The sequence below is a fragment of the Sphingomonas sp. 77B genome, from assembly GCF_056497825.1.
The window spans coordinates 2446305-2471531 of sequence record NZ_JBWMBY010000001.1; the positions used below are offsets into that span (position 1 = coordinate 2446305).

At 65.8% G+C, this 25227-nt stretch carries 27 protein-coding genes and 1 riboswitch; of the genes, 18 read left to right on the top strand and 9 right to left on the bottom strand.

What is annotated here, in order from left to right; genetic code table 11:
- Positions 1–86 precede the first annotated feature (86 nt).
- From AC1GI4_RS11530 to AC1GI4_RS11560, 7 genes are all read left to right on the top strand, one after another.
- Positions 87–1193, top strand: coding sequence for a glycoside hydrolase family 43 protein (locus tag AC1GI4_RS11530; RefSeq protein ID WP_479629586.1), 1107 nt, complete (start codon positions 87–89; stop codon positions 1191–1193).
- 225 nt (positions 1194–1418) lie between these two features.
- On the top strand, positions 1419–3488 hold the full coding sequence (locus tag AC1GI4_RS11535) for a S9 family peptidase (protein WP_479629587.1): 2070 nt from the start codon (positions 1419–1421) through the stop codon (positions 3486–3488).
- Positions 3464–4069, top strand: a complete 606-nt coding sequence (locus tag AC1GI4_RS11540; RefSeq protein WP_479629588.1) for a DedA family protein — start codon at positions 3464–3466, stop codon at positions 4067–4069. Before AC1GI4_RS11535 ends, AC1GI4_RS11540 begins: the two co-directional genes overlap by 25 nt.
- A complete protein-coding gene (locus AC1GI4_RS11545) occupies positions 4066–4461 on the top strand; it encodes an acyl-CoA thioesterase (RefSeq protein ID WP_479629589.1) in 396 nt (131 codons plus the stop codon). The genes AC1GI4_RS11540 and AC1GI4_RS11545 overlap by 4 nt, the downstream gene beginning before the upstream one ends.
- Before the next feature lie 49 nt (positions 4462–4510).
- The gene (locus AC1GI4_RS11550; protein ID WP_479629590.1) at positions 4511–5008 is read left to right on the top strand and encodes a methylated-DNA--[protein]-cysteine S-methyltransferase; all 498 of its coding nucleotides are present in this window, start codon (positions 4511–4513) and stop codon (positions 5006–5008) included.
- Positions 5005–5652: an FMN-binding negative transcriptional regulator gene (locus AC1GI4_RS11555; RefSeq protein WP_479629591.1), complete on the top strand. Its 648-nt coding sequence runs from the start codon at positions 5005–5007 to the stop codon at positions 5650–5652. The genes AC1GI4_RS11550 and AC1GI4_RS11555 overlap by 4 nt, the downstream gene beginning before the upstream one ends.
- A 232-nt stretch (positions 5653–5884) precedes the next feature.
- Positions 5885–6238 (top strand): chorismate mutase, encoded by a 354-nt coding sequence (locus AC1GI4_RS11560; protein ID WP_479629592.1) that lies wholly within the window; start codon positions 5885–5887, stop codon positions 6236–6238.
- Between the two features lie 132 nt (positions 6239–6370).
- Here the strand turns inward: AC1GI4_RS11560 and AC1GI4_RS11565 are convergent, their stop codons facing one another.
- The 5 genes from AC1GI4_RS11565 to AC1GI4_RS11585 all read right to left on the bottom strand — a co-directional run bounded on the left by AC1GI4_RS11565 (position 6371) and on the right by AC1GI4_RS11585 (position 12134).
- On the bottom strand, positions 6371–6775 hold the full coding sequence (locus AC1GI4_RS11565) for an OsmC family protein (RefSeq protein WP_479629593.1): 405 nt from the start codon (positions 6773–6775) through the stop codon (positions 6371–6373).
- Between the two features lies 1 nt (position 6776).
- A complete protein-coding gene (ppc, locus tag AC1GI4_RS11570; protein ID WP_479629594.1) occupies positions 6777–9452 on the bottom strand; it encodes a phosphoenolpyruvate carboxylase in 2676 nt (891 codons plus the stop codon).
- A gap of 96 nt (positions 9453–9548) precedes the next feature.
- Positions 9549–10994: a serine hydrolase domain-containing protein gene (locus tag AC1GI4_RS11575; protein ID WP_479629595.1), complete on the bottom strand. Its 1446-nt coding sequence runs from the start codon at positions 10992–10994 to the stop codon at positions 9549–9551.
- Positions 10995–11090: 96 nt separating this feature from the next.
- A complete protein-coding gene (locus tag AC1GI4_RS11580) occupies positions 11091–11549 on the bottom strand; it encodes an EF-hand domain-containing protein (protein WP_479629596.1) in 459 nt (152 codons plus the stop codon).
- An 18-nt stretch (positions 11550–11567) separates the two neighbouring features.
- A complete protein-coding gene (locus AC1GI4_RS11585; protein ID WP_042485172.1) occupies positions 11568–12134 on the bottom strand; it encodes an HNH endonuclease in 567 nt (188 codons plus the stop codon).
- Positions 12135–12229: 95 nt separating this feature from the next.
- Between AC1GI4_RS11585 and gluQRS the strand changes: the two genes are divergently transcribed.
- The 9 genes from gluQRS to AC1GI4_RS11630 all read left to right on the top strand — a co-directional run bounded on the left by gluQRS (position 12230) and on the right by AC1GI4_RS11630 (position 21493).
- Entirely contained in the window at positions 12230–13081 is an 852-nt protein-coding gene (gene gluQRS / locus AC1GI4_RS11590; RefSeq protein ID WP_479629597.1) for a tRNA glutamyl-Q(34) synthetase GluQRS, read from the top strand.
- Between the two features lie 9 nt (positions 13082–13090).
- Positions 13091–13318, top strand: a complete 228-nt coding sequence (locus AC1GI4_RS11595; RefSeq protein ID WP_042485175.1) for a twin transmembrane helix small protein — start codon at positions 13091–13093, stop codon at positions 13316–13318.
- 4 nt (positions 13319–13322) lie between these two features.
- Positions 13323–13886, top strand: a complete 564-nt coding sequence (locus tag AC1GI4_RS11600) for a cob(I)yrinic acid a,c-diamide adenosyltransferase (protein WP_294275295.1) — start codon at positions 13323–13325, stop codon at positions 13884–13886.
- Positions 13887–13925: 39 nt separating this feature from the next.
- The gene (egtB, locus tag AC1GI4_RS11605; protein WP_479629598.1) at positions 13926–15209 is read left to right on the top strand and encodes an ergothioneine biosynthesis protein EgtB; all 1284 of its coding nucleotides are present in this window, start codon (positions 13926–13928) and stop codon (positions 15207–15209) included.
- A gap of 2 nt (positions 15210–15211) precedes the next feature.
- A complete protein-coding gene (gene egtD, locus AC1GI4_RS11610) occupies positions 15212–16189 on the top strand; it encodes an L-histidine N(alpha)-methyltransferase (protein WP_294275293.1) in 978 nt (325 codons plus the stop codon).
- A 202-nt stretch (positions 16190–16391) separates the two neighbouring features.
- Entirely contained in the window at positions 16392–17372 is a 981-nt protein-coding gene (locus AC1GI4_RS11615) for a ferritin-like domain-containing protein (RefSeq protein WP_479630395.1), read from the top strand.
- A 34-nt stretch (positions 17373–17406) separates the two neighbouring features.
- A complete protein-coding gene (locus AC1GI4_RS11620) occupies positions 17407–18441 on the top strand; it encodes a ferritin-like domain-containing protein (RefSeq protein WP_479629599.1) in 1035 nt (344 codons plus the stop codon).
- Positions 18442–18572: 131 nt separating this feature from the next.
- A riboswitch (TPP riboswitch) is annotated at positions 18573–18663 on the top strand.
- Between the two features lie 48 nt (positions 18664–18711).
- The gene (thiC, locus tag AC1GI4_RS11625) at positions 18712–20562 is read left to right on the top strand and encodes a phosphomethylpyrimidine synthase ThiC (protein ID WP_479629600.1); all 1851 of its coding nucleotides are present in this window, start codon (positions 18712–18714) and stop codon (positions 20560–20562) included.
- Positions 20563–20629: 67 nt separating this feature from the next.
- On the top strand, positions 20630–21493 hold the full coding sequence (locus tag AC1GI4_RS11630; RefSeq protein WP_479629601.1) for a putative phage abortive infection protein: 864 nt from the start codon (positions 20630–20632) through the stop codon (positions 21491–21493).
- A gap of 30 nt (positions 21494–21523) precedes the next feature.
- Here AC1GI4_RS11630 and AC1GI4_RS11635 read toward each other — a convergent pair whose 3' ends face one another.
- Together AC1GI4_RS11635 and ung are read right to left on the bottom strand one after the other, a co-directional pair.
- Positions 21524–21835 (bottom strand): alkylphosphonate utilization protein, encoded by a 312-nt coding sequence (locus AC1GI4_RS11635; RefSeq protein WP_479629602.1) that lies wholly within the window; start codon positions 21833–21835, stop codon positions 21524–21526.
- A gap of 107 nt (positions 21836–21942) precedes the next feature.
- Entirely contained in the window at positions 21943–22638 is a 696-nt protein-coding gene (ung, locus tag AC1GI4_RS11640; protein ID WP_479629603.1) for a uracil-DNA glycosylase, read from the bottom strand.
- 111 nt (positions 22639–22749) lie between these two features.
- On the opposite strand from ung, the gene AC1GI4_RS11645 reads away from it, so the two are divergent.
- Positions 22750–23136 carry a hypothetical protein gene (locus AC1GI4_RS11645; RefSeq protein ID WP_479629604.1) on the top strand — a complete coding sequence of 129 codons (387 nt, stop codon included), beginning with the start codon at positions 22750–22752 and terminating at the stop codon, positions 23134–23136.
- Between the two features lie 20 nt (positions 23137–23156).
- Here the strand turns inward: AC1GI4_RS11645 and AC1GI4_RS11650 are convergent, their stop codons facing one another.
- A complete protein-coding gene (locus AC1GI4_RS11650) occupies positions 23157–23600 on the bottom strand; it encodes a DUF1810 domain-containing protein (RefSeq protein ID WP_479629605.1) in 444 nt (147 codons plus the stop codon).
- Positions 23601–23663: 63 nt separating this feature from the next.
- On the opposite strand from AC1GI4_RS11650, the gene AC1GI4_RS11655 reads away from it, so the two are divergent.
- Entirely contained in the window at positions 23664–24176 is a 513-nt protein-coding gene (locus AC1GI4_RS11655; RefSeq protein ID WP_479629606.1) for a hypothetical protein, read from the top strand.
- 147 nt (positions 24177–24323) lie between these two features.
- On the opposite strand, the gene AC1GI4_RS11660 is transcribed toward AC1GI4_RS11655, so the two are convergent.
- Positions 24324–25208, bottom strand: coding sequence for a MipA/OmpV family protein (locus AC1GI4_RS11660; RefSeq protein ID WP_433909158.1), 885 nt, complete (start codon positions 25206–25208; stop codon positions 24324–24326).
- Positions 25209–25227 lie beyond the last annotated feature (19 nt).

Below are 25227 nucleotides of genomic sequence, written 5' to 3' on the forward strand. Positions count from 1 at the left end.
CGAACAGCGTCGAGCCTGTCACCGGGGGCTTGATCCATTTGTCAGACGATATACGATCCTGCGCGAGCCATGTGGGAGGGTTTTGCATGACGATCGATCGGCGGAGCATCTTGGTGGGGGCGGGCGCGGCGGCGTTGGTCGGCGGCGGCATGGCGCGGGCGGCACGGCCCGAGGCGTTTCGCCCCGGCGAGGTGTGGAACGACACCAGCGGCGTCGCGATCAACGCGCATGGCGGCGGGATGCTGCGCCATGGCGGGCGCTGGTGGTGGCATGGCGAGCACAAGACGGCGGGCGAGGGGGGCAATAGCGCGCTGGTCGGCGTCCATGCCTATAGCTCGACCGATCTGGTGCACTGGCGCGACGAGGGGATCGCGCTCCCCGTATCTGACGATCCGGCCAGCCCGATCACGCGCGGCTGCATCCTGGAGCGGCCCAAGGTCGTCTACAACCCGCGCACCCGAAAGTTCGTGATGTGGTTCCACCTGGAGCTGAAGGGGCGCGGCTACGGTGCGGCGCAGGCGGGCGTCGCGGTCGCCGACCGGCCGCAGGGGCCGTTCCGCTTCCTGCGCGCAGGGAGGGTCAATCCGGGTATTTGGCCCGCCAATGCGACGCCGGAGGACAAGGCGCCCGGCACGACATTGGCGCGCGACTTTGCCGGTGGCCAGATGGCGCGCGACATGACGGTCTTCGTCGATGGCGATACGGCCTGGCATGTCTATGCGTCGGAAGAAAATGACACGCTCCAGATCGCACGGCTGGCCGCCGACTGGACCCGCCATGACGGCTATTATGTCCGCGCGCTGCCCGATGGCGGCAACGAGGCACCCGCGCTCTTCAAGGCCAAGGGGCGCTATTACATGTTCGCCTCCGGCCTGACCGGCTGGCGACCCAATCCGGGGCGGGTCTATGTCGCGGACAAGGTGACGGGGCCGTGGCGTTCGCTGGGCAATCCGGTGCGCGGCAGCGAGGAGGACCGCAAGACGACCTTCCACTCGCAATCCACCTTCGTCCTGCCGCTGCCGCCCGAACGGCCGGGGGGCGAGCCGCGCTTCATCTTCATGGCCGATCGCTGGCGGCCCGAAAATGCGATCGACGGGCGCTATGTCTGGTTGCCGGTGGACTGGGAGGGCGAGACGCCCGTCCTGCACTGGCGGGATCGCTGGACGCTGGCGGACGGGTGGAAGGCGAAGTAGCCCAACGGCCGTTCACGCAACCCCACCCTCCGTTCAGCCTGCCCAACAGCCGTTCACGCTGAGCGAAGTCGAAGCGCACGTTCCACGCTCTGCCACAAAGGGCATCCCTTGGCCTTCGACTTCGCTCAGGCTGAACGGGGGTAGGTCCACGCGAACGGAGGGTGGCGTGGGAGAAACCATGGGCCACCCCTTCCGGCGGGGCCCAAGCCTAGCTACATCCGGGCGATGACCGAACCCGCCGCGCCGACGCCGCCCATTGCCGAAACCCGTCCCCACAGCTTCACCGCGCACGGGATCACGATCACCGACCCCTATGCCTGGCTGAAGGACCCCGCCTATCCGGAGGTCGAGGACAAGGACGTCCTCGCCTATGTCGAGGCGGAGAATGCCTATTTCGAAGCGGTTATGGCCCCGCGCCAGCCGCTGATCGACCGGCTGTACGAAGAGATGAAGGGGCGGATCAAGGAGGATGAGTCCTCGGTTCCGCAAAAGGACGGCGACTGGATCTACTGGACCGGGTTCGAGACGGGCGGCCAGTATCGCAAATGGTGGCGCAAGCCGGTGACGGGCGGCGCGGACGAACTGCTGCTCGACGAACCGGCGCTGGCCGAGGGCAAGGAATATTTCCGGCTGGGCGCCTTCTCGATCAGCAACAATGGCCGTTATCTGGCCTATGCGATCGACGACAACGGTTCCGAACGCTTCGAGGTGCGGGTCAAAGACCTGACCACCGGCGACCACCTGCCCGACGTCATCCCCGGCATGTTGTCCGAGATCGTCTGGATCGCCGACGATAGCGGCTTTCTCTACGGCGTGGCGAATGCGCAGTGGCGCACCGACAATGCGCGGTTCCACCGGCTGGGCACGCCGGTCGCCGAGGATGTCGAGCTGTTCCACGAGGATGACGAGGGTTACCGCGTCGCCATCGCCGAGACCTCGGCGCGCAACTGGATCGTGATCGCGACCGGCGACCATGTCACCAGCGAGGTGCGGCTGCTGCCTGCCGACAATGTCTTCGCCGAACCGATCCTGGTCGCGCCTCGTCAGGAAGGCCGCGAATATGACGTGGACGAGCATGACGGCACGCTGTTCATCCACACCAACGACGTCGACCCGCAATTCCGCCTGTGCACCGCCTCGATCGACAATCCCGGCGAGTGGCACGAACTGATCGCACCCAACCCGCATTTCTACATGACCGGGGTGGAGTGCTATAAGGACTTCTTCGTCGTCGAGGGGCGTGAGGACGGTTTGGATCGCATCGCCATCCACCGCTACGACACGCCGACCGTAGCGCAGCGGATCGACTTTCCCGAGGCGAGCTATACGGCGGGTTTGGGCGACAATCCCGAATATGACGTGTCGACCTTGCGCCTGGGTTACGAATCGATGGTCACGCCGGGCACCGTCTATGACTATGACGTGGCGACCGGCGGGCTGACCGTGCTGAAGGTGCAGGAAATCCCGTCGGGCTATGATGGCGACATGTACCGCACCGAGCGGCTGAAGATTCCTGCCCGCGACGGAACGCTGGTGCCGGTGTCGATCGTCTACCCGAAGGACTTTCCGCGCGACGGATCGGGCAAGCTGTTCCTCTATGCGTACGGCGCCTACGGCTATGCCATTCCGCCGGGTTTCTCGACGGGGCGGATGAGCCTGCTCGACCGCGGTTTCGCCTATGCCATCGCGCATATCCGCGGCGGCGACGATCTGGGCCAGCAATGGTATCTGGACGGCAAGCTGGAAAAGCGCACCAACACCTTCCACGATTTCGTCGACGTGGCGAAGGGCCTGATCGAGGGAGGCTGGACGAGCAAGGGCCAGATCGCGATTGCGGGCCGCTCGGCGGGGGGCGAGCTGATGGGCGCGGTGGTCAATTCGGACCCGGAGCTGTGGGGCGCGGTCATCGCCGACGTGCCGTTCGTCGACGTGCTCAACACGATGATGGATGCCGAACTGCCGCTGACGCCGGGTGAGTGGCCCGAATGGGGCAACCCGATCGAGGACAAGGCGGCGTTCGAGCTGATCCGCAGCTACAGCCCCTATGACAATGTGAAGCCCCAGGCCTATCCGCCGATGTTCATCTCGGGCGGGCTGAACGATCCGCGCGTCACCTATTGGGAGCCCGCCAAATGGGCGGCCCGCCTGCGCAGCGTCAAGACCGATGACAACCTGCTGCTGCTCAAGACCAATATGGGCGCCGGGCATGGCGGCAAGTCCGGCCGGTTCGAGTCCTTGCGCGAAGGCGCGGAGGAGCACGCCTTCATCCTGTGGCAGATGGGAGTCGAATCCTGAGCATAGAGGCGATCGTCGCGCGCTACGGCGTGGCGGCCATCGCACTCGGCGCCGGGCTGGAGGGTGAGACGGCGGTGGTGACGGGCGGCATCCTGTCGCATCAGGGGCTGGTCGCCTGGCCCGCCGCCTTCTTCGCTGCCGCGATCGGGTCGTTCCTGGCGGACCAGATCTTCTTCACCATCGGCCGCCGCGCGCGCGACGGGCGCTGGGTGGCCAAGTTGCGCAAGCGGCGGGTCTATGCGCGCGTCACGAAGCTGATGGAGCGTTACCCGGTCGGCTTCATCTTCGCCTTCCGCTTTCTCTATGGCCTGCGCACGATCAGCCCCGTGGCACTGGGCACCAGCCATGTGTCGACCCGGCTGTTCGTCGCGGTCAATGCCGCGTCCGCCGTGTGCTGGGCAGCGATCTTCACCGGCATCGGTTATCTGTTCGGCGAGGCGTTTCACGAACTCGCCGCGCGCTATCGCCCGACACTGCCGCACATATTGATGGCGGCCGGGCTGGTCATGGTCGCCGCCGCGATCGGCTGGGGCGTGCGCGCCTTGTGGCTGCGATACAGGGAATCGGACGAACAGGCATGAGCCGTTTCAGCATGAGCTTCACCGCCCAGCCCGAGCATATCGACGAGCTGGGCCATGTGAACAACGCCGTCTGGGTCCAGTGGATTCAGGCGATTGCGGGCGCACATTGGGAGTCGGTCGTGCCCCCCGAACATGCCGCGGCCCATGTCTGGGTCGTGACGCGGCACGAGATCGACTATCGCGGCAATGTCGTGGCGGGTGAGACGGTGACGGCGGAGACCTGGGTGCCCGACCCGCCCAAGGGCGCGCGTTTCGACCGGCATGTCCGTTTTCTGGATGCGGACGGCCGGGTGAAGGTGCAGGCGGTGACGACCTGGGCACTGATCGACCGCGCCACCGGCCGCCTGCTGCGTGTCACGCCTGAGATCGCGGCACCCTTCTTTCAGGTTTGACCGCAAGAAGCGGGACGCATCGCCCCGCGTGATCGGTTAGGGTGGCGCCATGTTGAGCGAATGCACCATGGCCTCGCCGGTGGGCGAACTGACCCTCGTGGCGAGCGAGCAGGGCCTGCGCGCGATCCTGTGGGCCGAGGAGAGGGCGGGGCGGGTGACGCTGCCCGAACGGCGCGACGATCCGGCGCATGATGTGCTGGCCGAGGCGGTGCGTCAGCTGGCCGAATATTTCGCGGGGGAGCGCCGCGCGTTCGACCTGCCGCTCGATCCTGTCGGCACCGATTTCCAACGGGCGGTGTGGACCGGCCTGAACGCCATTCCTTACGGCGAGACGCGCAGCTACGCCGCACTCGCCGCCGCGATCGGGCGGCCCGGTGCATCGCGCGCGGTGGGGGGGGCGAACGGACGCAACCCCCTGTCGATCGTGACGCCGTGCCACCGTGTCATCGGCGCGAACGGCACGCTGACCGGCTTTGCGGGCGGGCTGGCGGTGAAGCAGTGGCTGCTCGCGCACGAACGCGGCGAGCGGGCCTTGGCGCTGACATGAGTTATCCGCCGCGTGCTTTTCGTGAAACGCGCGAGGATGTGCTGCTCGAGGCGGTGGCGGAGATCGGCCTCGCCTCGCTGGTCGTGGTGCGCGACGGCGTGCCCGAGGCGGTGTCATTGCCGATGATCGCGACGCATGACGAAGAGGCACTGGTCCTGGAAGGACATGTCGCGCTCGCCAAAACGCTGTGGCGGCTGGCCGAGAACGGCACGGCGGCGCTGGCGATCTTTCAGGGGCCGCACGCCTATGTCCATCCCGGTTGGTATCCGACCAAGCGCGAGCACGGAAAGGTGGTGCCGACCTGGAATTACGTGGTGGTGCAGGCACAGGGGAGATTGTCTGTAACGCGCGATCCCGACTGGCGGTCGGCGCATCTGACGCGACTGACGCAAGGAAAGGAAGCGGGGCAGGCCGAACCCTGGTCGATGGACGATGCGCCTGCGGACTTTATCGCGGGGCTGCAGCGCGGCATCGTCGGCCTGATCCTCCATGTCACGCGGCTGGAGGGCGTATGGAAGATCGCTCAGCACCATCCCGAGCCCAACCGGCGCGGCGTGATCGCCGGACTGGCTGCGTCGGATGTGCCGGGGGACCGTGCGATGGCGGCGTTCATGGAACAGGCCGAGCGCAACCGGGCGGGGTAGGCCGATCGTCCAACCCACTCCTCCCCTGGAAGGGGAGGTGGCAGGCCACAGGCCTGACGGAGGGGTGTCCCGCTCTCGATAGGAGTGACACCCCTCCACCAGCTTCGCTGGTCCCCCTCCCCTTGCAGGGGAGGAATCGGATCACTCCCCGAGCGTGACGGCGATGTCACTGGCCGGGTCAAAAATGTGGCCGTATCGGTCCAGATATCTGCCCTATGCCGGAGATGCTCTGATGCGTCTGCTCGCCTGCACCACGCTTCTCGCCGTCCTGCTGCCCACGCCCCTTTCCGCGCAGGAGCAAACTACGCCTTGCTGCCGAACGCTGGGCGAGGTTCGTACCAACATCGACCGAATCGACGACCAGATTCTGCGCCTGATGGCCGAGCGGTCGCGCTATGTCGCGCAGGCGGGACGGTTCAAGACCTCCGCCGCGACCGTGCGGGACGAGGCACGCATCCGCCAGATTCTGACGCGAATCCGGGCCAAGGCGACGCTGGCGGGGGTAAGCCCCGACGTGGCCGAGGCGACCTTCCGCGCGATGGTCGAGGGGTTCACGGCGGAGGAGGCGCGGGACAAGAGGCCGTAAAATCCATTCCTCCCCTGTAAGGGGAGGTGGCAGTCCGAAGGACTGACGGAGGGGTGTCACGGCAGGCGGTGACACCCCTCCACCATGCTGCGCATGGTCCCCCTCCCCTTGCAGGGGAGGAATGGAACAGCGTCAGTCTTCGTCCCACACGATCGTGATCGGCGCGTCGATGCCCAGCACGGCATGAACCGGGCAGGCCGCCGCCGCTGCTTCCAGCCTTTTGCGTTGCGCGGTATCGTACCGCCCCGGCACCCGCACCGTCACGGCCAGTGTCGTGATCCGGCGCGGGGCGTGGCCCATCTCCTTGGCCACGGTCGCCGTCGCGCCCGCCAGCTCCAGCCCGGCGACGCGCCCCGCCATCGCCATGATGCTCAGCACGCAGCCGCCCAGCGACACCGATAACAGGTCGCTGGGCGAGAAATTCTCACCGCGCCCGCCCAGTTCCTGCGAGGCATCCAGGACCAGCACCGCGCCGTTACCGGGATGCGTCACATGGCAGCGCAGCCCGCCTTCGTAGTGAACGACGACGTCGGCCATCTTACCCGCTGTTCCGAAGCGCCGTGGCGATGCCGTTGATCGAGAGGAGGATGCCCTCGCCGATGCGCGGATCGTCCTCGCCTGCGCGGTGGCGCTTCATCAGCTCGATCTGGAGCAGGTTGAGCGGCTCGATATAGGGCAGGCGCAGGCGGATCGACGCCTCCAGCGCGGGATTGTCGGACAGCAGCCGCGTCTGCCCGGTCACGGTCAGCAGTCCGTCGCGCGCGCGGTGCCAGCCGTCATGGATGCGCCCGAAGATCGCGTCGCGCATCCCCGCATCTTCGACCAGCCCGGCATAGCGCCGCGCGATGCCGATGTCGGACTTGGCGAGCACCATCTCCATATTGGCCAGGGTGGCGGCGAAGAACGGCCATTCCTTCGCCATCTCGGCGAGCAGCGCCTTGTCCTCGAATTGTGCGATGGCGGTGCCGACGCCGAACCAGCCGGGCAGCATGACGCGCGCCTGTGCCCAGCTGAACACCCAGGGAATGGCGCGCAGATCCTCGATCGCGTCGGACTTCTTGCGACTGGCCGGGCGGCTGCCGATCTTCAGGCCCGCAATCTCCGCGATCGGCGTCATCTGGCGGAAGAAGGTGCGGAAACCCTCGGTGCCGTAGACCAGATCGCGATAGGTGGTGAAGGCGGTGGCCGACAGCTGCTCCATCGCGGCGGTAAAGCGCGCGGTGTCCGCCGCCGACAGCCGATCCGGCTCCAGGCTGGCAAGCAAGGTGGCGGAGGCCATCGCTTCGAGGTTGGTCAGCGCCGAGTCGCGGGTTCCATATTTGCCCGCGATCACCTCGCCCTGTTCGGTGATGCGGATGCGGCCCTGCACCGTGCCGTGCGGCTGGGCGCGGATCGCGGCAAAGGCGCTGCCGCCGCCGCGCCCGACCGCACCGCCACGGCCGTGGAACAGCTGCATCCGGACGCCCGCTTCCTCGAAGACCGGGCGGAAGGCGCTCGACGCCTTGGACAGCGACCAGGTGGAGGTCAGGTACCCACCGTCCTTGTTCGAGTCCGAATAGCCGATCATCACCTCCTGATGCCCCCGAGCGCGGACGATGGCGGCGATCTCGGGCAGCGCGAAATAGGCGCGCATGATCTCGGGGCCTGCCTCGAGATCCTCGATCGTCTCGAACAAGGGCACCGCCATGATCGCGGCGGTGGCGGGCTCGCCGGGGCGGTAGAGGCCGAATTCCTTCAGCATCAGGTTGATTTCGAGCAGGTCGGACACCGACTTGCCCATCGAGACGATGTAATTGGTGATGCACTTCGGGCCATATTTGGCATGCGCATCGGCGGCGGCCTGGACGATGGCGAGCTCGGATCGGGTCTCGTCCGAATAGTCGGCATAGTGGCTGAACAGCGGCCGGGCATTGGCCAGCTCGCGGCGAAGCAGCGCCACGCGCGCCTCCTCGTCCAGCGCCAGATAGTCCGGCTCGACCCCTGCGACCTTCAGCAGTTCGGCGACGACGCGCTCATGCACCGCCGAATTCTGCCGCAGGTCGAGCGTGGCGAGATGGAAGCCGAAGGTCTCGACCGCGCGGATCAGCCGCCCGAGCGCGCCGCCGCCGGCCAGCGCACCGTCGCCCTGCGCCGCCAGCCCGCGCGCGATCGCAACCAGATCGGTGCGTAGGGCCTTAGGATCGGGATAGGGCTCGCCGGTCAGGCGGCCGGGGCGGGGCGGGGTCTTGCCCGTGAGCTTTTGGTGAGTGGCGGAGAGGCGCGCATAGATGCCCGACAGGGCACGGCGATAGGGCTCGTCCGAGCGGCTGAGCGCCTCGTCGCCGCTGGCATCGGCCAGCGCCAGCACCGCCTCGTCCACCTGGGCATGGCCGGTCGAGATGGACAGCTCGGCGCCCAGCCCGTGGACGCCCTCGCAATAATGGGTCAACACCGCGTCCGCCGCTTGCGCGAGCGCGGTGGTCAGCGACTCGGCGGTAACGAAGGGATTGCCGTCGCGGTCGCCGCCGATCCACGAACCGGGACGCAGGAAAGCGGGCACGCGCGTGCCGAACGCCTTGTCCCAGCGCTGGTAGAGCGCGGGCAGCACCGGCAGGAACACGTCGCGCAAATAGGACAGCGCCGTCTCCACCTCGTCGGTAACGTACAGCCGCTCACGGCGCAGCACGCGCGTCTGCCAGAGGAGTGCGATCTGGCGACCGATCGCCGCCTCGACATCGTCGCCGTCGGGTGTGACGGTGCGGCCCGCGTCCCGCATCGCCAGCAGTTCGGCAATGCGATTGCGGTGGTCGATCATGCTCTTGCGCCGTACCTCGGTCGGGTGCGCGGTCAGCACGGGGACGACCAGCGCCTGCGCGAGCAGTTCCATCGCGGCGTCCCGGTCAATGCCCTGTCCGGCCAGCGTCTCCAGCACATCGGCGATATCGGCGGCGGGCTCGCGCGCGATGCCCTGCCGGTCCTCGGCCAGATTGGCGAGCATCGAGAACAGCATGAAGCCGCGCACGAAATCCAGCGTCTCGTCCAGCGCGAGGCGTTCGAGCTGAAGGTCGACCGACCCGTCCTCGCCCAGCCCGCGATAGCGATCGACCGAGGCGCGGCGAATGGCCTCGGTCGCCTCGAACAGCGCGTCGCCGCCATAGCGGCGTATCACATCGCCGAGCTGTGCGCCCAGAAAGCGGATGTCGGCATTGTTGGCGATAGGAGGCAAGGTCGTCATGGCCGCCATTGCTGCAACGCAATAGGAGGCACGTCAACCGAATGAAGCTGGTAATTTTGGTATAATATCGTATTGCGATCTACGCAGGAAGTTGCGTCAGGGCGCGGTGCTCGCGTCTTTTTGAAACGGTACGTCGAACGGGCCGGTGACGATACGCCCCCGAACGTCTGGACCATTCCGGTCCAGATGAAGGACAAGATCCGACGACAGGATGAAATAGCTGTTCCCCGTCGAGGCATAGAGTGGTTCGCTCGCGCCTTCCTTGAGCGACAGCGCCAGCCCCGTTCCTTGCGCCAAGATCGAGAAGGACCCCAGGCCGGGCACGGTGTAGGTGCCTGTCAGGCGTTTGCGCGTCGCAACGTCGATCGGCGCGCTCCGGCGGGTGATGCTGCGATAGTCGGGCCAGCCATAGGCGGCGGCGACGCTGCGGGTGATCTCCATGGCCAGCTCATTACCCTGCGCGCCATTGGTCATGACGGCGACGCCGTCACCGGAGCCGGTATAGGCGACCAGGAAATTCTCATACCCCGCATTGCTGCCACCATGCGAGAAGCGGCGATCCGACGCCGGGCCGTGAACCTCCAGCCCCAGGCCATAATCGCCTTTGCCGGGTGTCAGCATGGCCGTCGCAGTCGATGGCGCGAGCAGGGTGCCCGTCATCCCCCGCGCGCTGTTGCGAACCGCGATGGCATAGCGCAGAAGATCGCTCGGCGTGCTCCACAGACCGGCCGCTGCCAGTTCGGGATAGGTGTGCGGACCACCCTCGACGGGCTTTCCGGTGCCGTCATGCGGCCAAGCCACCCAGTCGCGCCGCGTCGCGGGCAGAGGCTGGGCAAAACTGCTGTCGGTCATGCCCGCAGGCTGGAGCACTTCGTCGCGCAGCACGGCGGCGAAGGAGCGCCCCGTGACATCCTCGATCAGCTTCTGGACAACGGTGTAGCCGCCGCCCGAGTAGCGCCAGACCCTGCCCGGCGGCGTGTCGACCACGACCGGCTTGGTATTGGCGGGTGGGCGCCCGGCCAGTACCGCGTCGATATCGGGTACGGGTTGCCCCGCCGCATAGCCGGGAAAGCCATGCACCGTCGTTCCCGCGACATGGCCGAGCAATTGCCGCAGCGTGACGTGCTGCCCCGGCGGCACGGGCAGTTTCCACGCCTTGAGCCGATCGTTGACGTCGGCGTCCAGCATCAGTCGATGCTGCTCGACCAGTCGTAACGCGGCGAGCGCCGTCACCGGCTTGCTGATCGATCCGGCTTGGAACAGCGTGTCGGGCGTGACCGGCACCCCCTTCGCGCGCGTGACGCCATAACCCTTGGCCCAGGCGATCGCCCCGTCGTGCAGCACGGCGACGCTGGCCCCCGGAATATGAAGTCGCGCCATTTCGGCGGCGATCGTGCGGCGCGGCACCGGCGCGTCGGCAAGGATGACAGCGGATGTCAGCCCATGTTCGACCTGCGCGATCCGGGAGGAGGCAGGCTGGCGCGCTCCTATTGGGGACGATGCCAGAGCGATGAGGCTCGCCCCCAACATGATTGCTTTCATGGTCCCCCGCTCCGTCGACGCTATGCCGTAGTCATCGTTTTGCGCGGCTCCGAGGGCCGAAGCAACGGCCCTGACGCTGACGGGGGTACGATTGCCTCAGTTCGCATTCCCCGGCGGGGTCGCACCCGCGCCCGTCGCGACCGGGTTGGTCGGCGCCGCGGGGCGTTCGGTGCGCGAGGCTTCGCGTTCCTCCGACGTCACGGTGCCGTCGCGGTTCAGGTCCATGCGGTCGAACCGGGCGAGCATCCCCTCGAAGAACTCGCTCTCGGTGATCTCGCCGTCCTTGTTGCGGTCCAGTTCCCACAGGCGCGAATTGGTCGTGGGCATTTCGTCGGCGGTGATGATGTCGTTGCCGTCACGGTCCAGTTCGCGGAAGCGGCGCGCCATCATGCTGCCGAAGTCGATGCGGCTGGTGACCGAGGGCGGCACGAAGCCCGCCTTGGCGGCGGCGCGGTCGGCCTCGGCGCGGTTTTCCGCCTTCTTGCCACAAGCCGCGGTAGTGGCGGCCAGTGCCATCAGTCCCAGGCTCGTCAGGCCCCTTGCCCATCCACGCATTCGACACTCCCGGCTTCGTTACGCTTCCAGCTCAACGTCCCAATAGAGCCAGTCGTGCCATGTTTCATGCAGATAATTGGGCGGGAAGCTGCGCCCATGTTCCTGTAAATGCCAGTTTGTCGGGCGGATCGGCTCGATATGCAGCGGCATCGCGGCCTGGCGGGGCGTGCGTCCGCCCTTCTTCAGGTTGCAGGGTGCACAGGCGGTGACGACATTTTCCCAGGTGGTCCGGCCGCCTTGCGCGCGCGGGATGACATGGTCGAAGGTCAGGTCGCGGTGCGATCCGCAATATTGGCAGGAAAAACGGTCGCGCAGGAACAGGTTGAAGCGGGTGAAGGCCGGGAATTGCGACGGCTTCACGAATTGCTTCAGTGCGATGACCGAGGGCAGCTTGACCTTGGCGGTCGGGCTGCGCACCTCGCGCTCATAATGGGCGACGATATCCACCCGGTCGAGGAACACGGCCTTCACCGCGGTCTGCCAGGGCCAGACCGACAGCGGATAATAGGACAGCGGCGTATAGTCCGCATTCAGTACAAGCGCCGGACAACTGTCCGGGTGTCGGATCAAGTCGGGATGAAACACAGCTCCTCCCATCGATGTACGCCGACGCTCTTCGCGCAGGCGCGTGACATGGCTATGACAGCATGGGATTGGAATCGCGGTCAAGGGGGTGGGCGATGAACGGAGCGCCGCGCACTACGCGTTTCGCGCCCAGCCCGACCGGGCGGCTGCATCTGGGCCATGCGCTGTCGGCGGTGCGTGCGCACGATCTGGCGCGGGCGGGCGGCGGGCGCTTCCTGCTGCGGATCGAGGATATCGACGGCACCCGCAGTCGGCCCGAGCATGTCGATGCCATCCTTCTCGACCTGGAATGGCTGGGGCTGGAATGGGACGCGCTGTCCTTCCAGTCCGAGCGGCTGGACCTGTACGCGGCGGCGCAGGCGCGGCTGACCGACCTGCTCTATCCATGTTTCTGCACCCGTGCCGAGATCGCCGCCAGCCTGTCCGCGCCGCATGGAGCGACGCCGCTTTATCCGGGGACGTGTCGCCATCTGTCGGACGAAACCCGTGCCGCACGAATGGGCGAGCCGCATAGCTGGCGGCTGGACATGGCGCGGGCGGTGGAGCGGGCCGGGCCGCTGACCTGGCAGGACGAATATGCGGGATTGGTCGTTGCCGATCCGCTGTCCCATGACGACGTCATTCTGGCGCGCAAGGATGCGCCCGCCAGCTATCATCTGGCGGTGACGGTCGACGATGCCGCGCAGGGCGTGACCGACGTGGTTCGCGGCGTCGACCTGTTCGACGCCACCCACGTCCACCGGCTGTTGCAAGCGCTGCTCGGCCTGCCGACGCCGCTTTACCATCACCACCCGCTGATCGTCGATGCGGACGGGCAGCGTCTGGCCAAGCGGCACGGCGCGCCCGCGCTGGCGGCGATGCGCGACGCGGGGGAGGACGGCCGCGCGCTGGCCGATGCGCTGCGCCGCAATATCCTTCCCGCTGGATTTCGGCTGGCAGAGGCGTAAGCTCCGGGCATGACCACGTTTCTCGTCATCCTGCTGATCGCGGCGATGCTCGCCACCGTCGTCGCGCTGGTGCGCGGCATCATCACCTTCCTTCAGGAAGCCACGGCGGAGGCGAAGGGCGAGGGGCCGACCGCGTCGCAGCTGAAATCCAACCGGATGATGCAGCAGCGCATCTTCTTCCAGGCGCTGGCGATCACCGTCGTCGTGCTGTTGCTGTTCATGGCGGGGCGGACCTGATCCCTTGGTCAAGCTGACGAAAATCTACACCCGCACCGGCGACGAGGGCACGACCGGGCTGGTCGACGGATCGCGCCGCTCCAAGGCCGAGCCGCGCATGATCGCGATCGGCGAGGTGGACGAGGCGAACAGCGCGATCGGCGTGGCGCTATTGTCGGTCGAGGGGCCGCTGGTCGAGCGGCTGACGATGATCCAGAACGACCTGTTCGACCTGGGTGCCGATCTCGCGACCCCCGGAGAGATCGAAGGCGCGCTGCGCATCGTCCCCGAACAGGTCGCGCGGCTGGAGGCGGAGATCGACGCGATGAACGCATCGCTGTCGCCGCTGACCAGCTTCATCCTGCCCGGCGGCAGTGCGGCGTCGGCGCATCTGCATCTGGCGCGTGCCATCGCCCGGCGGGCCGAGCGCGCGACCGTCGCGCTGGCCGGGCAGGAGGCGATCAACCCGCCCGCGCTCGCCTACCTCAACCGTTTGTCCGATTGGCTTTTTGTTGCGGCACGCACGATGAACAAAAACGGCGCATCGGACGTTCTTTGGGTTCCAGGAGGGGCGCGCATGGTACGGTAAAGGGCCGACCGCGTTTCCCGCAATCCCGGGGAGCGCCCAATGTCGACCCTCGTCCCGTCCTCCGCGGCGGCCTCGAAGTCTGCCCCAAAACCCGCTGGCGATCTCGCGTCGCGCTATGCCGCAGTACGTGGCCTGACCCTGGCGCTGGCCGAGCCGCTGTCAGACGCCGATGCGACCGTCCAGTCGATGCCGGACGCCTCGCCCGCCAAATGGCACATGGCGCATACGACCTGGTTCTTCGAAACCTTCGTGCTGCGCGATCATGTGCCGGGTTACGGCTTGCACGACCCGCGCTTTCCGTTCCTGTTCAACAGCTATTACGAGGCGGAGGGAAAGCGGCATGCGCGCCACCGCCGGGGCATGATTACCCGCCCGACTCTGGACGAGGTGCGGGCCTACCGCGCGCACGTCGATGCCGCGCTGCTGGCGGCACTGCCCGATGTGCCCGCGGCGGCGCTGGAGCTGGTCGCATTGGGCTGTCACCACGAGGAACAGCATCAGGAGCTGTTCGTCACCGACATCCTGCACCTGTTCTCCGAAAACCCGCTCGAACCCGCGCTGTACGCGCCCGAGCCCAAGGCGCCGGTCGCGATGCCCGCCCCGATCGGCTGGATCGAGGGGCGGGCCGGGATCGTCGACGTGGGGCATGACGGACGGGGTTTTGCCTTCGACTGCGAAGGGCCGCGTCATCAGGCGCTGCTGCAGGGCCATGCCATCGCCGACCGCACCGTCACCAACGCCGAATGGATGCAATTCATCGACGATGGCGGCTATCATGATGCACGGCTCTGGCTGTCGGACGGCTGGGCCTGGGTGAAGGGCGAGGGCATCGCAGCACCACTCTATTGGGAACAGCGCGACGGCGGCTGGACCCGGTTCGGGCTTGACGGACGTCGCGCGATCGACCCCGCCGCGCCGGTCACGCATGTCAGCTTCTACGAGGCGGACGCCTTCGCCACCTGGGCGGGCGCACGCTTGCCGACCGAGTTCGAGTGGGAAGCGGCGGCCGCGTCGCATGACGCATCGGGAGGCAACCAGCTGGACCGCGCCGGTGCGATCGAACCGCGTCCATCCTCGGGCGGCCCGGCCTTTTTCGGCGATGTCTGGGAATGGACCGGCAGCGCCTATCGCCCCTATCCCGGCTTCCACCCCGTCGAGGGCGCGGTCGGCGAATATAATGGCAAGTTCATGAACGGGCAGTTCGTCCTGCGCGGCGGCAGCTGCGCGACACCCCGCGGCCATGCCCGCGCCTGCTACCGCAACTTCTTCTACCCTCATCAGCGCTGGCAATTCACCGGCGTCCGCCTGGCAAAGGACCTGTAATCATGCTGAAGCCCGAGATTGAGGACGGCCAGATGTCGCTCGCCGACCCTGCCTTTCGCGCCGACGTCCTCGCCGGGCTGGAGCGTCGTCCGCGCGCCATCCCCGCGCGCTGGTTCTACGACCGTCGCGGGTCCGAGCTGTTCGAGGCGATCACGGATCTGCCCGAATATTATCCGACCCGCGCCGAGACCGCGATCCTGAAGACCATGTGCCCCGATCTGGTCGCGCATGTCGGCCGGGGCCGTGCGGTCGTCGAGTTCGGTTCGGGCTCGTCGACCAAGACGCCGGTGCTGTTGCGCTGCGTCGAGCCGTCGGCCTATGTGCCGATCGACATTTCGGGCGACTTCCTGCGGGAATCGGCGCGCGGCCTGCAACAGGCGTTCCCGGACCTGCCCATCCATCCGCTGGAGGGCGATTTCATGCGCCCGCTGACGCTGCCCGCGATGGTGGCGGACGCGCCCAAGCTGGGCTTCTTCCCCGGCTCGACCATCGGCAACATGACGCCCGCCATGGCGACCGACCTGCTGCGTGCGATGCGCGGCTCGCTGGGCGAGGGGGCGATGCTGCTGATCGGCATGGACCGCACCAAGCCCAGCGAAATCCTGGTTCCCGCCTATGACGATGCGCAGGGCGTGACGGCGGCGTTCAACCGCAACCTGCTCGACCGGATCAATCGCGAGCTGGACGGCACCATCCCGGTCGACGCGTTCCGCCACCGCGCGATCTGGAACGACGACCGCTCGCGGATCGAGATGCACCTGGCGGCGGAGCGCGATGTCGACTTCACCATCGAGGGGCGCCCCTTCGCCATGGCGTCGGGTGAGACCATCCATACCGAGAACAGCCACAAATATGGCCCCCGTGACGCCAAGATCCTGCTGCGCGCAGGCGGCTGGACGCCGATCGCCCAGTGGAGCGATCCGGACGAATTGTTCGCGGTGTATCTGGCCGAAGCGCAATCGGCTCGCCTTGCCCCCTGACCGTTTCGGCGCGATTCAGGGATCTAAACGTAATTTTTGTTAAATTGATGCGTCTTTTTGCGGGGGCGTGGCGTTGTCGATCCGGTTTGGCAAAGGCTTCGCTTGAACACGAAGCCATCGGCTCGGCCCCCGCGAAAAGTACTTCTGATCGTTTCGCTATAACAGAAGAACTCTTCGCAGGTTCCTGATCGGGAGGAGCATGATGACGGAAAGCGCACAACTGCTCGACGCGTTCGACGCGCGGGTCGAGCGCCGCAACCTGCGGCGCGAATTCTTCAAGACGGCGATGGGTGCTGCGGCGGCGGGTGTGACCGCCTTCTCGCTGGCGGGCAAGGCCGGAGCCCAGTCGACGGTCACCGACACCGACATTCTGAATTTTGCGCTGAACCTCGAATATCTCGAGGCGCAGTTCTATGCCTATGCCGCCAACGGCACGGGGCTGGCCGCCAACCAGCTGACCGGCACCGGCACGCAAGGCGCCGTGACCGGCGGCCAGCAGGTCAATTTCGCGACCGGCAGCGCCGACGACGCCATTGTCGGCCAATATGCTCGCGAGATCGCGGCGGACGAGGCGGCGCACGTTGCTTTCCTGCGCACCGCGCTGGGCAGCGCGGCGGTTGCGCAACCGGCCATCAACATCTCGGGCGACGCCAATGGCCCGTTCACGGCGGCGGCCCTGGCGGCGGGCGTCATCACCAGCGGTACCTTCAACCCCTATAGCTCGCCCACCGCTTTCCTGCTGGGCGCCTATATCTTCGAGGATGTCGGCGTCACCGCTTACAAGGGCGCCTCGCCGCTCATCAGCAACAAGACCTTCCTCCAGGCGGCAGCGGGCATCCTGGCGGTCGAGGCCTATCACGCCGCGATCGTTCGCACGACGCTCTATGCACGCGGTTATGATCCGACCAACCCGCAGCCGTCGCTAATTACCGCTGCGGGCCAGATTTCGGACGCGCGCGACAGCCTGGACGGCTCGACCGACCTCGACCAGGGGATCGCTCGGTCCACGATCAACGGCCAGCTGGTGTCCAACATCGTGCCGCTTGATACGAACGGCATCGCGTTCAGTCGCTCGCCCGGCCAGGTGCTCAACATCGTGTACCTGAACAAGGCGGCCGCCACGCTGGGCGGGTTCTTCCCCGCCGGCGTCAACGGCAACCTGCGCGCCAGCGTGGCGAACTGATCCCCTTTTTCCTCCTTTGGAGAGGATTTGCATTATGAGCGAAGAACGCTTCATTCTCGACGTCATCGAAGAAGCCGCCGCCAAGCGCCGATCCGATCGTCGCAGTTTCATGCGCATGGCCGCCGGGGCCGGCGCGGTCGGCGGCCTGGCGATGCTGGGCGCCTGTAACGGAGACGGCGACAACGTCATCGTCGTGCCCACCCCGACGCCCACCACCACGCCGACGGGCTCGGTGACCGACGCCGACGTGCTGAACTTCGCGCTCCAGCTCGAATATCTGGAAGCGCAATTCTACAGCTATGCCGCGTTCGGCACCGGCCTGCCGACGTCGTCGCTGGGCGGCACGGGCACGCAGGGCACGGTCGCGATCAACACCAGCGCCACCAATGGCGCGGGCCAGCCGCGTCAGGTCCAGTTCCAGGACCCGATCGTCGCGCAATATGCGCGCGAGATCGCCTATGATGAGATCGCCCATGTCAACTTCCTGCGCACCGCGCTGGGCAGTGCGGCGGTGGCACAGCCTTCGATCAACCTGTCGGGCGACGCCAGCGGCGCGTTCACGGCGGCGGCGGTCGCGGCGGGCGTGATTGCCAGCGGATCGACCTTCGACCCTTATGCCTCGGACGAGAATTTCCTGCTGGGCGCATTCCTGTTCGAGGATGTCGGCGTCACTGCCTATATGGGCGGCGTCACCCTGCTGACCAACAAGACCTATATCGAGGCGGCGGCGGGCATCCACGCGGCCGAGGCCTATCATGCCGGTCTGGTCCGCACGACCTTGTACCGCAAGGGGCTGAGCAACGCGGCGCTCATCACCAATGCGGGCAAGATCTCGGACGCCCGCGACAGCCTGGACGGGTCGACCGATCTCGACCAGGGCATCGTGGCGACCGTCAACGGGACGCAGGTGGCCAATATCGTCCCCGCCGACAGCAACGCCATCGCCTTTGTCCGCACGCCGGGCCAGGTGCTGAACGTCGTCTATCTCAACAAGGCGGCGGTGACCGGCGGCGGCTTCTTCCCCGGCGGCCTGAACGGCAACGTCCGCACCAGCGCCGCCAGCGGATAACCCTCTCCCTCCCAAGGGTCCTTGGCCCCGATCGGTCGCTAGTCCCCTGGCCGGTCGGGGCCTTTTTTGTGGTCGCGTCGCCTGCGCGAAACCCCTTCTGCTTCGCCGCGAAACCGCTTATGCAGGGTCCATCCCCGGGGGAGCGCTGGCCTGCGCTTGAGAGGGGGGCAAGAGCCCCCGACCCGCTGAACCTGATCCGGCTGACACCGGCGTAGGGAGGGAGCGGCCCCATCTCTCATGGTCCGTTTCCTCCGCATGGAGTGGACGACTATGGCAGATATCCCCGCAAAGGCCGAAATTGGCGTGACCACCGGCCCGATCCGTGGCTCGACGAAGATTCACGTCGGCCCGCTGAACGTCGCGATGCGCGAAATCCATCTCGATCCGTCTTCGGGCGAGCCGCCGCTGCGCGTGTACGACACCAGCGGCCCCTATACCGATCCCACCGCGCGCATCGACATCATGGCGGGACTGCCGCAGATCCGCCGGAACTGGATCGAGGGGCGCGGCGATGTCGAGGCCTATGACGGCCGCGAGATCCGCCCCGAGGATAACGGCCAGCTCGGCCCCGACCGTTCGGGCGGCGTGCCGCAATTCCCGCGCACCGGGCTGAACCGCCCCTTGCGCGCCAAGCCCGGCATGAACGTCAGCCAGATGCACTATGCGAGGGCCGGCATCATCACGCCCGAAATGGAATATGTCGCGACCCGCGAGAATTTGGGCCGCGAGATGCTGCGCGAATATGTCCGTGACGGCGAGAGCTTCGGCGCTTCGATCCCCGATTACGTGACCCCCGAATTCGTCCGCGACGAAGTGGCGCGCGGCCGGGCGATCATCCCCAACAACATCAACCACCCTGAATCCGAGCCGATGGCGATCGGCCGCAATTTCCTGGTCAAGATCAACGCCAATATCGGCAATTCGGCGGTCGCCTCCAATGTCGCGTCCGAGGTCGACAAGCTGGTCTGGTCGATCCGCTGGGGCGCCGATACGGTGATGGACCTGTCGACGGGCCGCAACATCCACGACACGCGCGAGTGGATCATCCGCAATTCGCCGGTGCCGATCGGCACGGTCCCCATCTATCAGGCGCTGGAAAAGGTCGGCGGCATCGCCGAGGAGCTGACCTGGGAGATTTTCCGCGACACGCTGATCGAACAAGCCGAGCAGGGCGTGGACTATTTCACCATCCATGCGGGCGTGCGCCTGCCCTATATCCCGCTGACCGCCAAGCGCGTGACCGGCATCGTGTCGCGTGGCGGCTCGATCATGGCGAAGTGGTGCTTGGCGCATCACAAGGAGTCGTTCCTCTACGAACGCTTCGACGAGATCACCGAGATCATGAAGGCGTATGACATCGCCTATTCGCTGGGCGACGGCCTGCGCCCCGGCGCGATCGCCGACGCCAATGACGAGGCGCAGTTCGCCGAGCTCTACACGCTGGGCGAGCTGACCAAGCGCGCCTGGGCGCAGGACGTGCAGGTGATGATCGAAGGGCCGGGCCATGTGCCGATGCACAAGATCAAGCAGAATATGGACAAGCAGCTGGAGGCGTGCGGCGAGGCGCCCTTCTACACGCTCGGGCCGTTAACGACGGACATCGCGCCGGGCTACGACCATATCACCAGCGGCATCGGCGCGGCGATGATCGGCTGGTACGGCACGGCTATGCTCTGCTACGTCACGCCCAAGGAGCATCTGGGCCTACCCGACCGCGACGACGTGAAGGTCGGCGTGGTGACCTACAAGCTGGCCGCCCACGCCGCCGACCTCGCCAAGGGCCACCCGGCGGCCAAGATGCGCGACGACGCGCTGTCACGCGCCCGCTTCGAGTTCCGCTGGCGCGACCAGTTCAACCTGTCGCTCGACCCCGACACGGCAGAATCCTACCACGACCAGACGCTGCCCGCCGAGGGCGCCAAGACCGCGCATTTCTGTTCGATGTGCGGCCCGAAATTCTGCTCGATGAAGATCACGCAGGAGGTTCGGGAATTTGCGGCGAAGCAGAATGCCCCGGTCGAAACCTTCGTCGCGGCCGAGGACGCCGAGGCGGGGATGCAGGCAATGAGCGAGAAGTTCCGCGAGAAGGGCGGGGAGGTTTACCTTCCGGCGAATTTTTAAAATTTACGATTTAATGGGCATAAATTTTTATTAAATAGTGCTCCATTGTTTCAATGGAGCACATATAATGGATGGTAAGATTAGCACAGCGCTTTTTTCTAGATTAAAGGCAAAAATCCGTTTGCCTTTAATCTTCATATTTTTGATTTTTGGCGTCGTTGTGGTGTGGATGCTGTGGGGCGCTACATCCCACTTTTGGGCGGTATGGGGCGGTGCAATAGGTCCGTCTGATGAGGGTGTACCAGCTGGGACAACAGCGGCTGGTGCATGGGGAGATTCCTTTGGCGGTTTTAACGCATTAGTAGGTGCAATCGGGGCTAGTGCCGTAGCTGCGACATTATATTTGCAATATCTCTCAATCGAGGATCAAAAGAGAGATCAGCACCTGTCTCGCTTCGAAGAAAATTTTTTCAAGCTTTTGGATCTTATGCGAAGTTTGCGAGGTGAATTAGTTTATGAGCAGACGGATGCTTTTTTAAAGACACAATCTGAATACGTCTTTGTGGGAAAGGTCTTTGGCCACGATGCCATTGAGGCGGCCTATTATGAAGCTAAGCATTGGGTCTTTAAGCTGCATCATGGGAAGCCCTCCATTCGCGAGAAAATTATCGCGGGGGTTTATGATAACTATATCCACGGCAGATTTGAATTTTGTTTCTCACCCTATTTTAGAATAATATATACCTCTTTGTATAAGATAAAAAACGATAAAATATTGAGCGACGAGCAAAAGGCATATTATGCCAATATAATTAGGTCGCAGATGACTAGCTTTGAAATAGGCCTGTTGGCTTTCAATGGCACTTCGAGGCATTCAAAAGATTTATCTGAGTTAATAGTGCACTTCAGACTCCTTAAGTATCTGCCTGAGAAAAGAAAAAAAGTTCTTGGGAAAATATACGCACCAGAAGCGTACGCTCCACGTACATGATAATGTGGGAGCATTTGTTCGCTCCCGCTTTCACCGCTTTCGTACGAACTCCGCGCGCAGGACCAACCCCTTGATCCCGTCGAACTTGCAGTCGATTTCCTGCGCGTCGCCGGTCAGGCGGATCGACTTGATGAGGGTGCCGCGCTTCAGCGTCTGGCCCGCGCCCTTGACGGTCAGGTCCTTGATCAGCGTCACCTGATCGCCGTCGCTCAGCACATTGCCGACCGAGTCGCGCACCACGACCGCATCGTCGTCGCTGGCCCCACCGGCCTTGGCGGCGGCGTCGGCCGCGCTGATCCATTCGCCGGTCGCTTCGTCATACACATATTCATCGTCGGCCATCGCCCGAAATCCTTGTCCTGATCGGTGGAATGGTGCGCGCTATGCTCGCTTGCGCCAAATGATGCCAGTGCGATTACAGATGGTGCGCCCCCATCGGAACAGAGGAGTCAGGATAGCGGCGGCAGTGCCCAGTCGATCGGCTCCCGGCCATGCTGGACCAAAAACGCATTGGCCTTGGAAAAGGGCTTCGATCCGAAGAACCCGCCCCGCGCCGACAAGGGCGAGGGGTGGACCGAGGTCAGGACGCAGTGGCGCCCCGCGCCCATCTCGCGCACGAACCCGGCCTTTTTCTGGGCATAGGCGCCCCACAGGATGAAAACGACCGGCTCGGGCTTGGCGGCGACGGCGCGGATCACGGCGTCGGTGAACCGCTCCCACCCGCGTCCCTGATGCGAGGCGGCCTGTCCCATGCGCACGGTCAGCACCGAGTTGAGCAGCAACACCCCCTGCCGCGCCCAATGGTCGAGCAGGCCATGGCCGGGCGGCGCGATGCCCAGATCGGTCGCCATCTCCTTGTAGATATTGACCAGGCTGGGCGGCGGGCGGACGCCGGGTTGGACCGAGAAGGCCAGGCCATGCGCCTGCCCCTCGCCATGATAGGGGTCCTGCCCCAGGATGACGACGCGCACCTGGTCGAGCGGCGTCAGGTCGAGCGCGCGGAACCACTCGGACGGGCGGGGGAAGACACGCTGGCCGCCGGTGCGCTCCTCGGCCAGGAAGGTCTTCAGCGCCTTCATATAGGGCTCGTCGAACTCGGGCTGCAGCACCGACAGCCAGCTTTCGTGCAATCGAACATCGCTCATCACTTTGTCTTGCCGTTCGTGACGAATGCGCGCAACCGGCGTCACGGATGATCGTTATGCAGGCGATACGGTCGCCCTCCCGCGGCCGCCAGATAGGAAAGGACCTGGACCATGCAGCGTTCCACGATTCTCCTGGCCGTGATGGCCGTGATGGCCGCCGCGCTGCCGCTGGCGGCATGTGGCTCGAAGACCGAGACGGCGAATAACAGCGCCGCGGCGGCGACCTCCAACGGCACGGAGATGAGCGCGGACACGCTGGGCGCCAAGATCCGCGCGCTGCCCGAGGGCCAGCGTCGCGGCGTCCTGTTCCGCGCAATCCGCGATGCGGGGCCGAGCGGCGCCAGCTGCCAGTCGGTCACCGCGATGAAGGAAGCCGCCGCCACCAACGGCAACCCGACCTGGAACGCAGTGTGCGACGGCACCACCCAATGGACGATCGTGCTGACCGCCGACCAGTCGGCCAGCGTCACCGGCCCCGGCCCCGTCACGATTAAGTAAACCGGGTGGAGGCTCGACCGTCACCGTTCGGGTTGGTCGAGCCTTGCCAGCGTCGCGGGATCGTCCTGCCCGTCGAAGAAACGCTCCAGACCCCGGCGAAAGGGTTCGGGATCGTCCGCGACGGCGGCGAACAGGGTCAGCGAGGAGCGCAGCTTCATCGCGTCGATTCCGCCGAAAATCGCCTCGACCGAGCCGGGCGCGTCGATCGCGGCGGCAACAGCCTGATGCAGGCGCTCCCCGAGCAGCGGATGCGCCAGATAGGCCCGCGCTTCCCCCGCATCGGCGATGGCATAGAATTGCGCCGTGGCACTGCGCCCGAGCCCCGCGATCTGCGGGAAGATGTACCACATCCAATGGCTTTGCTTCCGGCCCTTGCGGAGTTCGGCCAGGGCGGTGGCGAAACTGTCCGCCTGGGCCTCGACAAAGCGGATGAGCGCGGCATCATGGGCGGACTGGTGTGACATGCAGGGGCAACCAGCCTCACCATCAAAGCGTTCCAAACCGAAGAGATTCGTCAGGAGAGAGACATGCGCCGTTTCGCCGTCCTTGCCCCCTTGGCTCTGCTTGCGCTGTCGGCGTGCGGGGGACAGGGTGGGGATACCGACTCGGATGTCGCCCCCGGCAACTTCACCCCGCCGGGCACGGCAAGGCCGACTCCGATGCCGGGCGTGGCGCAGGTCAATCCGCTGACCGCCTATGTCGGCCATTATCCGAACGATGCGGTCGACGGGGTCAGCTTCTTCGACCGAACCGAGGTGGCGACCGCGCTGCACGATGCGGTCGGCGACCAGAAACTCGTCCAGCGGATCATGTCCCGCGGCGCGGTGACGGTGCCGATCTTCCGACGCGGCGAACGGGGGATCGCCGCTCATGGCTGCACCCCGCATGACTGCGCCGACAACAACTGGACGGTGGAGATCGACCTGAAGTCGTTCAAGGCGCGGGTTTGCTATCATGACCACGACACGATGGGCGACCGCAGCCAATGGTATATGGGCGGCGCTCCGGTAACCCAGCCGGGCGAATGCCCGCAGGAGTGAAGTAACTAATTTCCTCCCCGGAACGGGGAGGGGGACCGCCGCGAAGCGGTGGTGGAGGGGGATTGCCGCGCAGGACGTCCTGTGCCGAAGCCCCCCTCCGTCAGGCCTGACGGCCTGCCACCTCCCCGTACCGGGGAGGATCAAGACTTAAAATGTGTACGCCACGCCCAGCGCGCTCAGCCACTGGCTGCGCGAGCCGACCTGCGACACGATCGGGCTGTCGGCGAAATTGCCGAGTTCGCGGCCATAGGTCAGGCCGCCGACGACCTTCCATCCCTTCAGCAGATTGCCGGTGATCGAATAGGTCGCGAGGCCGCCGACCGACCAGTCCTTCCACCCGGCGCGCGCGTTGTAGACGGGCAGGCCGCTCGCCGCGCTCTGGTCCGGCGTGATCGAGAAATAGCGCCGGGCATAGCCGCGCCCGGCATGTTCGGCGGTCGCGAACAGGCCGACCGCCGCCTTGGTCGACAGCGGGGTGAAGTAATTGACCGAGGGCTGCCAGATGCCGCTGTCATGCACGCCGGTCACGTCATGGCGATAGCTGACCGAGACGGAGAGCCGGTCATAGGGGCTGGTGACGACGCCGATCTTGCCGATGCCGACATAGCCGCCCAGCTCGACCGCCGCGCCGATCTTGCCAAGGGCTGCGACCTGCCGGTTGCCGATCCCCGAGGTGGTGGTGCGATCGAGATTGACGACGCCGATCGGCCCCGCCTGGATGTCCCAGTCGCGATTGGCCTTGTCGCCGATCAGATCGACCGAGAGGCGGTTGCCGATATAGGTGATGGTATGCCCATCGATATAGGCGAGCGCAGCGGGCGCGGGCGAAAAGGAATAGTCCTTCGACCCCTCGTAGCGCGGCAGATAGGCCGCGCCCAGGCCGACGGTGATGGTGTTCTTGCCCAGCTGCCCCGCCATTTCGGCGGCGGCGGGGTTGTTGGAAACCGTGGCGTCCTGCGCAAAAGCGGGAACGGACAGGGACAGCGCACCCAAAGCGATCAGCGGGGCGGAAACGCGCGAGGAAAGGCGCAAGACGGAAAACTCCCTGAAT

Excerpts from the sequence above, each read along its gene's own strand:
- egtB (WP_479629598.1), top strand. The coding sequence starts at position 13,926 with ATGTCGACCCTCGTCCCGTCCTCCGCGGCGGCCTCGAAGTCTGCCCCA.
- AC1GI4_RS11620 (WP_479629599.1), top strand. The coding sequence starts at position 17,407 with ATGAGCGAAGAACGCTTCATTCTCGACGTCATCGAAGAAGCCGCCGCC.
- AC1GI4_RS11650 (WP_479629605.1), bottom strand. The coding sequence starts at position 23,600 with ATGTCACACCAGTCCGCCCATGATGCCGCGCTCATCCGCTTTGTCGAG.
- AC1GI4_RS11530 (WP_479629586.1), top strand. The coding sequence starts at position 87 with ATGACGATCGATCGGCGGAGCATCTTGGTGGGGGCGGGCGCGGCGGCG.
- AC1GI4_RS11575 (WP_479629595.1), bottom strand. The coding sequence starts at position 10,994 with ATGAAAGCAATCATGTTGGGGGCGAGCCTCATCGCTCTGGCATCGTCC.
- gluQRS (WP_479629597.1), top strand. The coding sequence starts at position 12,230 with ATGAACGGAGCGCCGCGCACTACGCGTTTCGCGCCCAGCCCGACCGGG.
- AC1GI4_RS11655 (WP_479629606.1), top strand. The coding sequence starts at position 23,664 with ATGCGCCGTTTCGCCGTCCTTGCCCCCTTGGCTCTGCTTGCGCTGTCG.
- thiC (WP_479629600.1), top strand. The coding sequence starts at position 18,712 with ATGGCAGATATCCCCGCAAAGGCCGAAATTGGCGTGACCACCGGCCCG.
- AC1GI4_RS11555 (WP_479629591.1), top strand. The coding sequence starts at position 5,005 with ATGAGTTATCCGCCGCGTGCTTTTCGTGAAACGCGCGAGGATGTGCTG.
- AC1GI4_RS11535 (WP_479629587.1), top strand. The coding sequence starts at position 1,419 with ATGACCGAACCCGCCGCGCCGACGCCGCCCATTGCCGAAACCCGTCCC.
- AC1GI4_RS11615 (WP_479630395.1), top strand. The coding sequence starts at position 16,392 with ATGACGGAAAGCGCACAACTGCTCGACGCGTTCGACGCGCGGGTCGAG.
- ppc (WP_479629594.1), bottom strand. The coding sequence starts at position 9,452 with ATGACGACCTTGCCTCCTATCGCCAACAATGCCGACATCCGCTTTCTG.
- AC1GI4_RS11550 (WP_479629590.1), top strand. The coding sequence starts at position 4,511 with ATGTTGAGCGAATGCACCATGGCCTCGCCGGTGGGCGAACTGACCCTC.
- AC1GI4_RS11565 (WP_479629593.1), bottom strand. The coding sequence starts at position 6,775 with ATGGCCGACGTCGTCGTTCACTACGAAGGCGGGCTGCGCTGCCATGTG.
- AC1GI4_RS11560 (WP_479629592.1), top strand. The coding sequence starts at position 5,885 with ATGCGTCTGCTCGCCTGCACCACGCTTCTCGCCGTCCTGCTGCCCACG.
- AC1GI4_RS11630 (WP_479629601.1), top strand. The coding sequence starts at position 20,630 with ATGGATGGTAAGATTAGCACAGCGCTTTTTTCTAGATTAAAGGCAAAA.
- ung (WP_479629603.1), bottom strand. The coding sequence starts at position 22,638 with ATGAGCGATGTTCGATTGCACGAAAGCTGGCTGTCGGTGCTGCAGCCC.
- AC1GI4_RS11645 (WP_479629604.1), top strand. The coding sequence starts at position 22,750 with ATGCAGCGTTCCACGATTCTCCTGGCCGTGATGGCCGTGATGGCCGCC.
- AC1GI4_RS11595 (WP_042485175.1), top strand. The coding sequence starts at position 13,091 with ATGACCACGTTTCTCGTCATCCTGCTGATCGCGGCGATGCTCGCCACC.
- AC1GI4_RS11580 (WP_479629596.1), bottom strand. The coding sequence starts at position 11,549 with ATGCGTGGATGGGCAAGGGGCCTGACGAGCCTGGGACTGATGGCACTG.
- AC1GI4_RS11635 (WP_479629602.1), bottom strand. The coding sequence starts at position 21,835 with ATGGCCGACGATGAATATGTGTATGACGAAGCGACCGGCGAATGGATC.
- AC1GI4_RS11545 (WP_479629589.1), top strand. The coding sequence starts at position 4,066 with ATGAGCCGTTTCAGCATGAGCTTCACCGCCCAGCCCGAGCATATCGAC.
- egtD (WP_294275293.1), top strand. The coding sequence starts at position 15,212 with ATGCTGAAGCCCGAGATTGAGGACGGCCAGATGTCGCTCGCCGACCCT.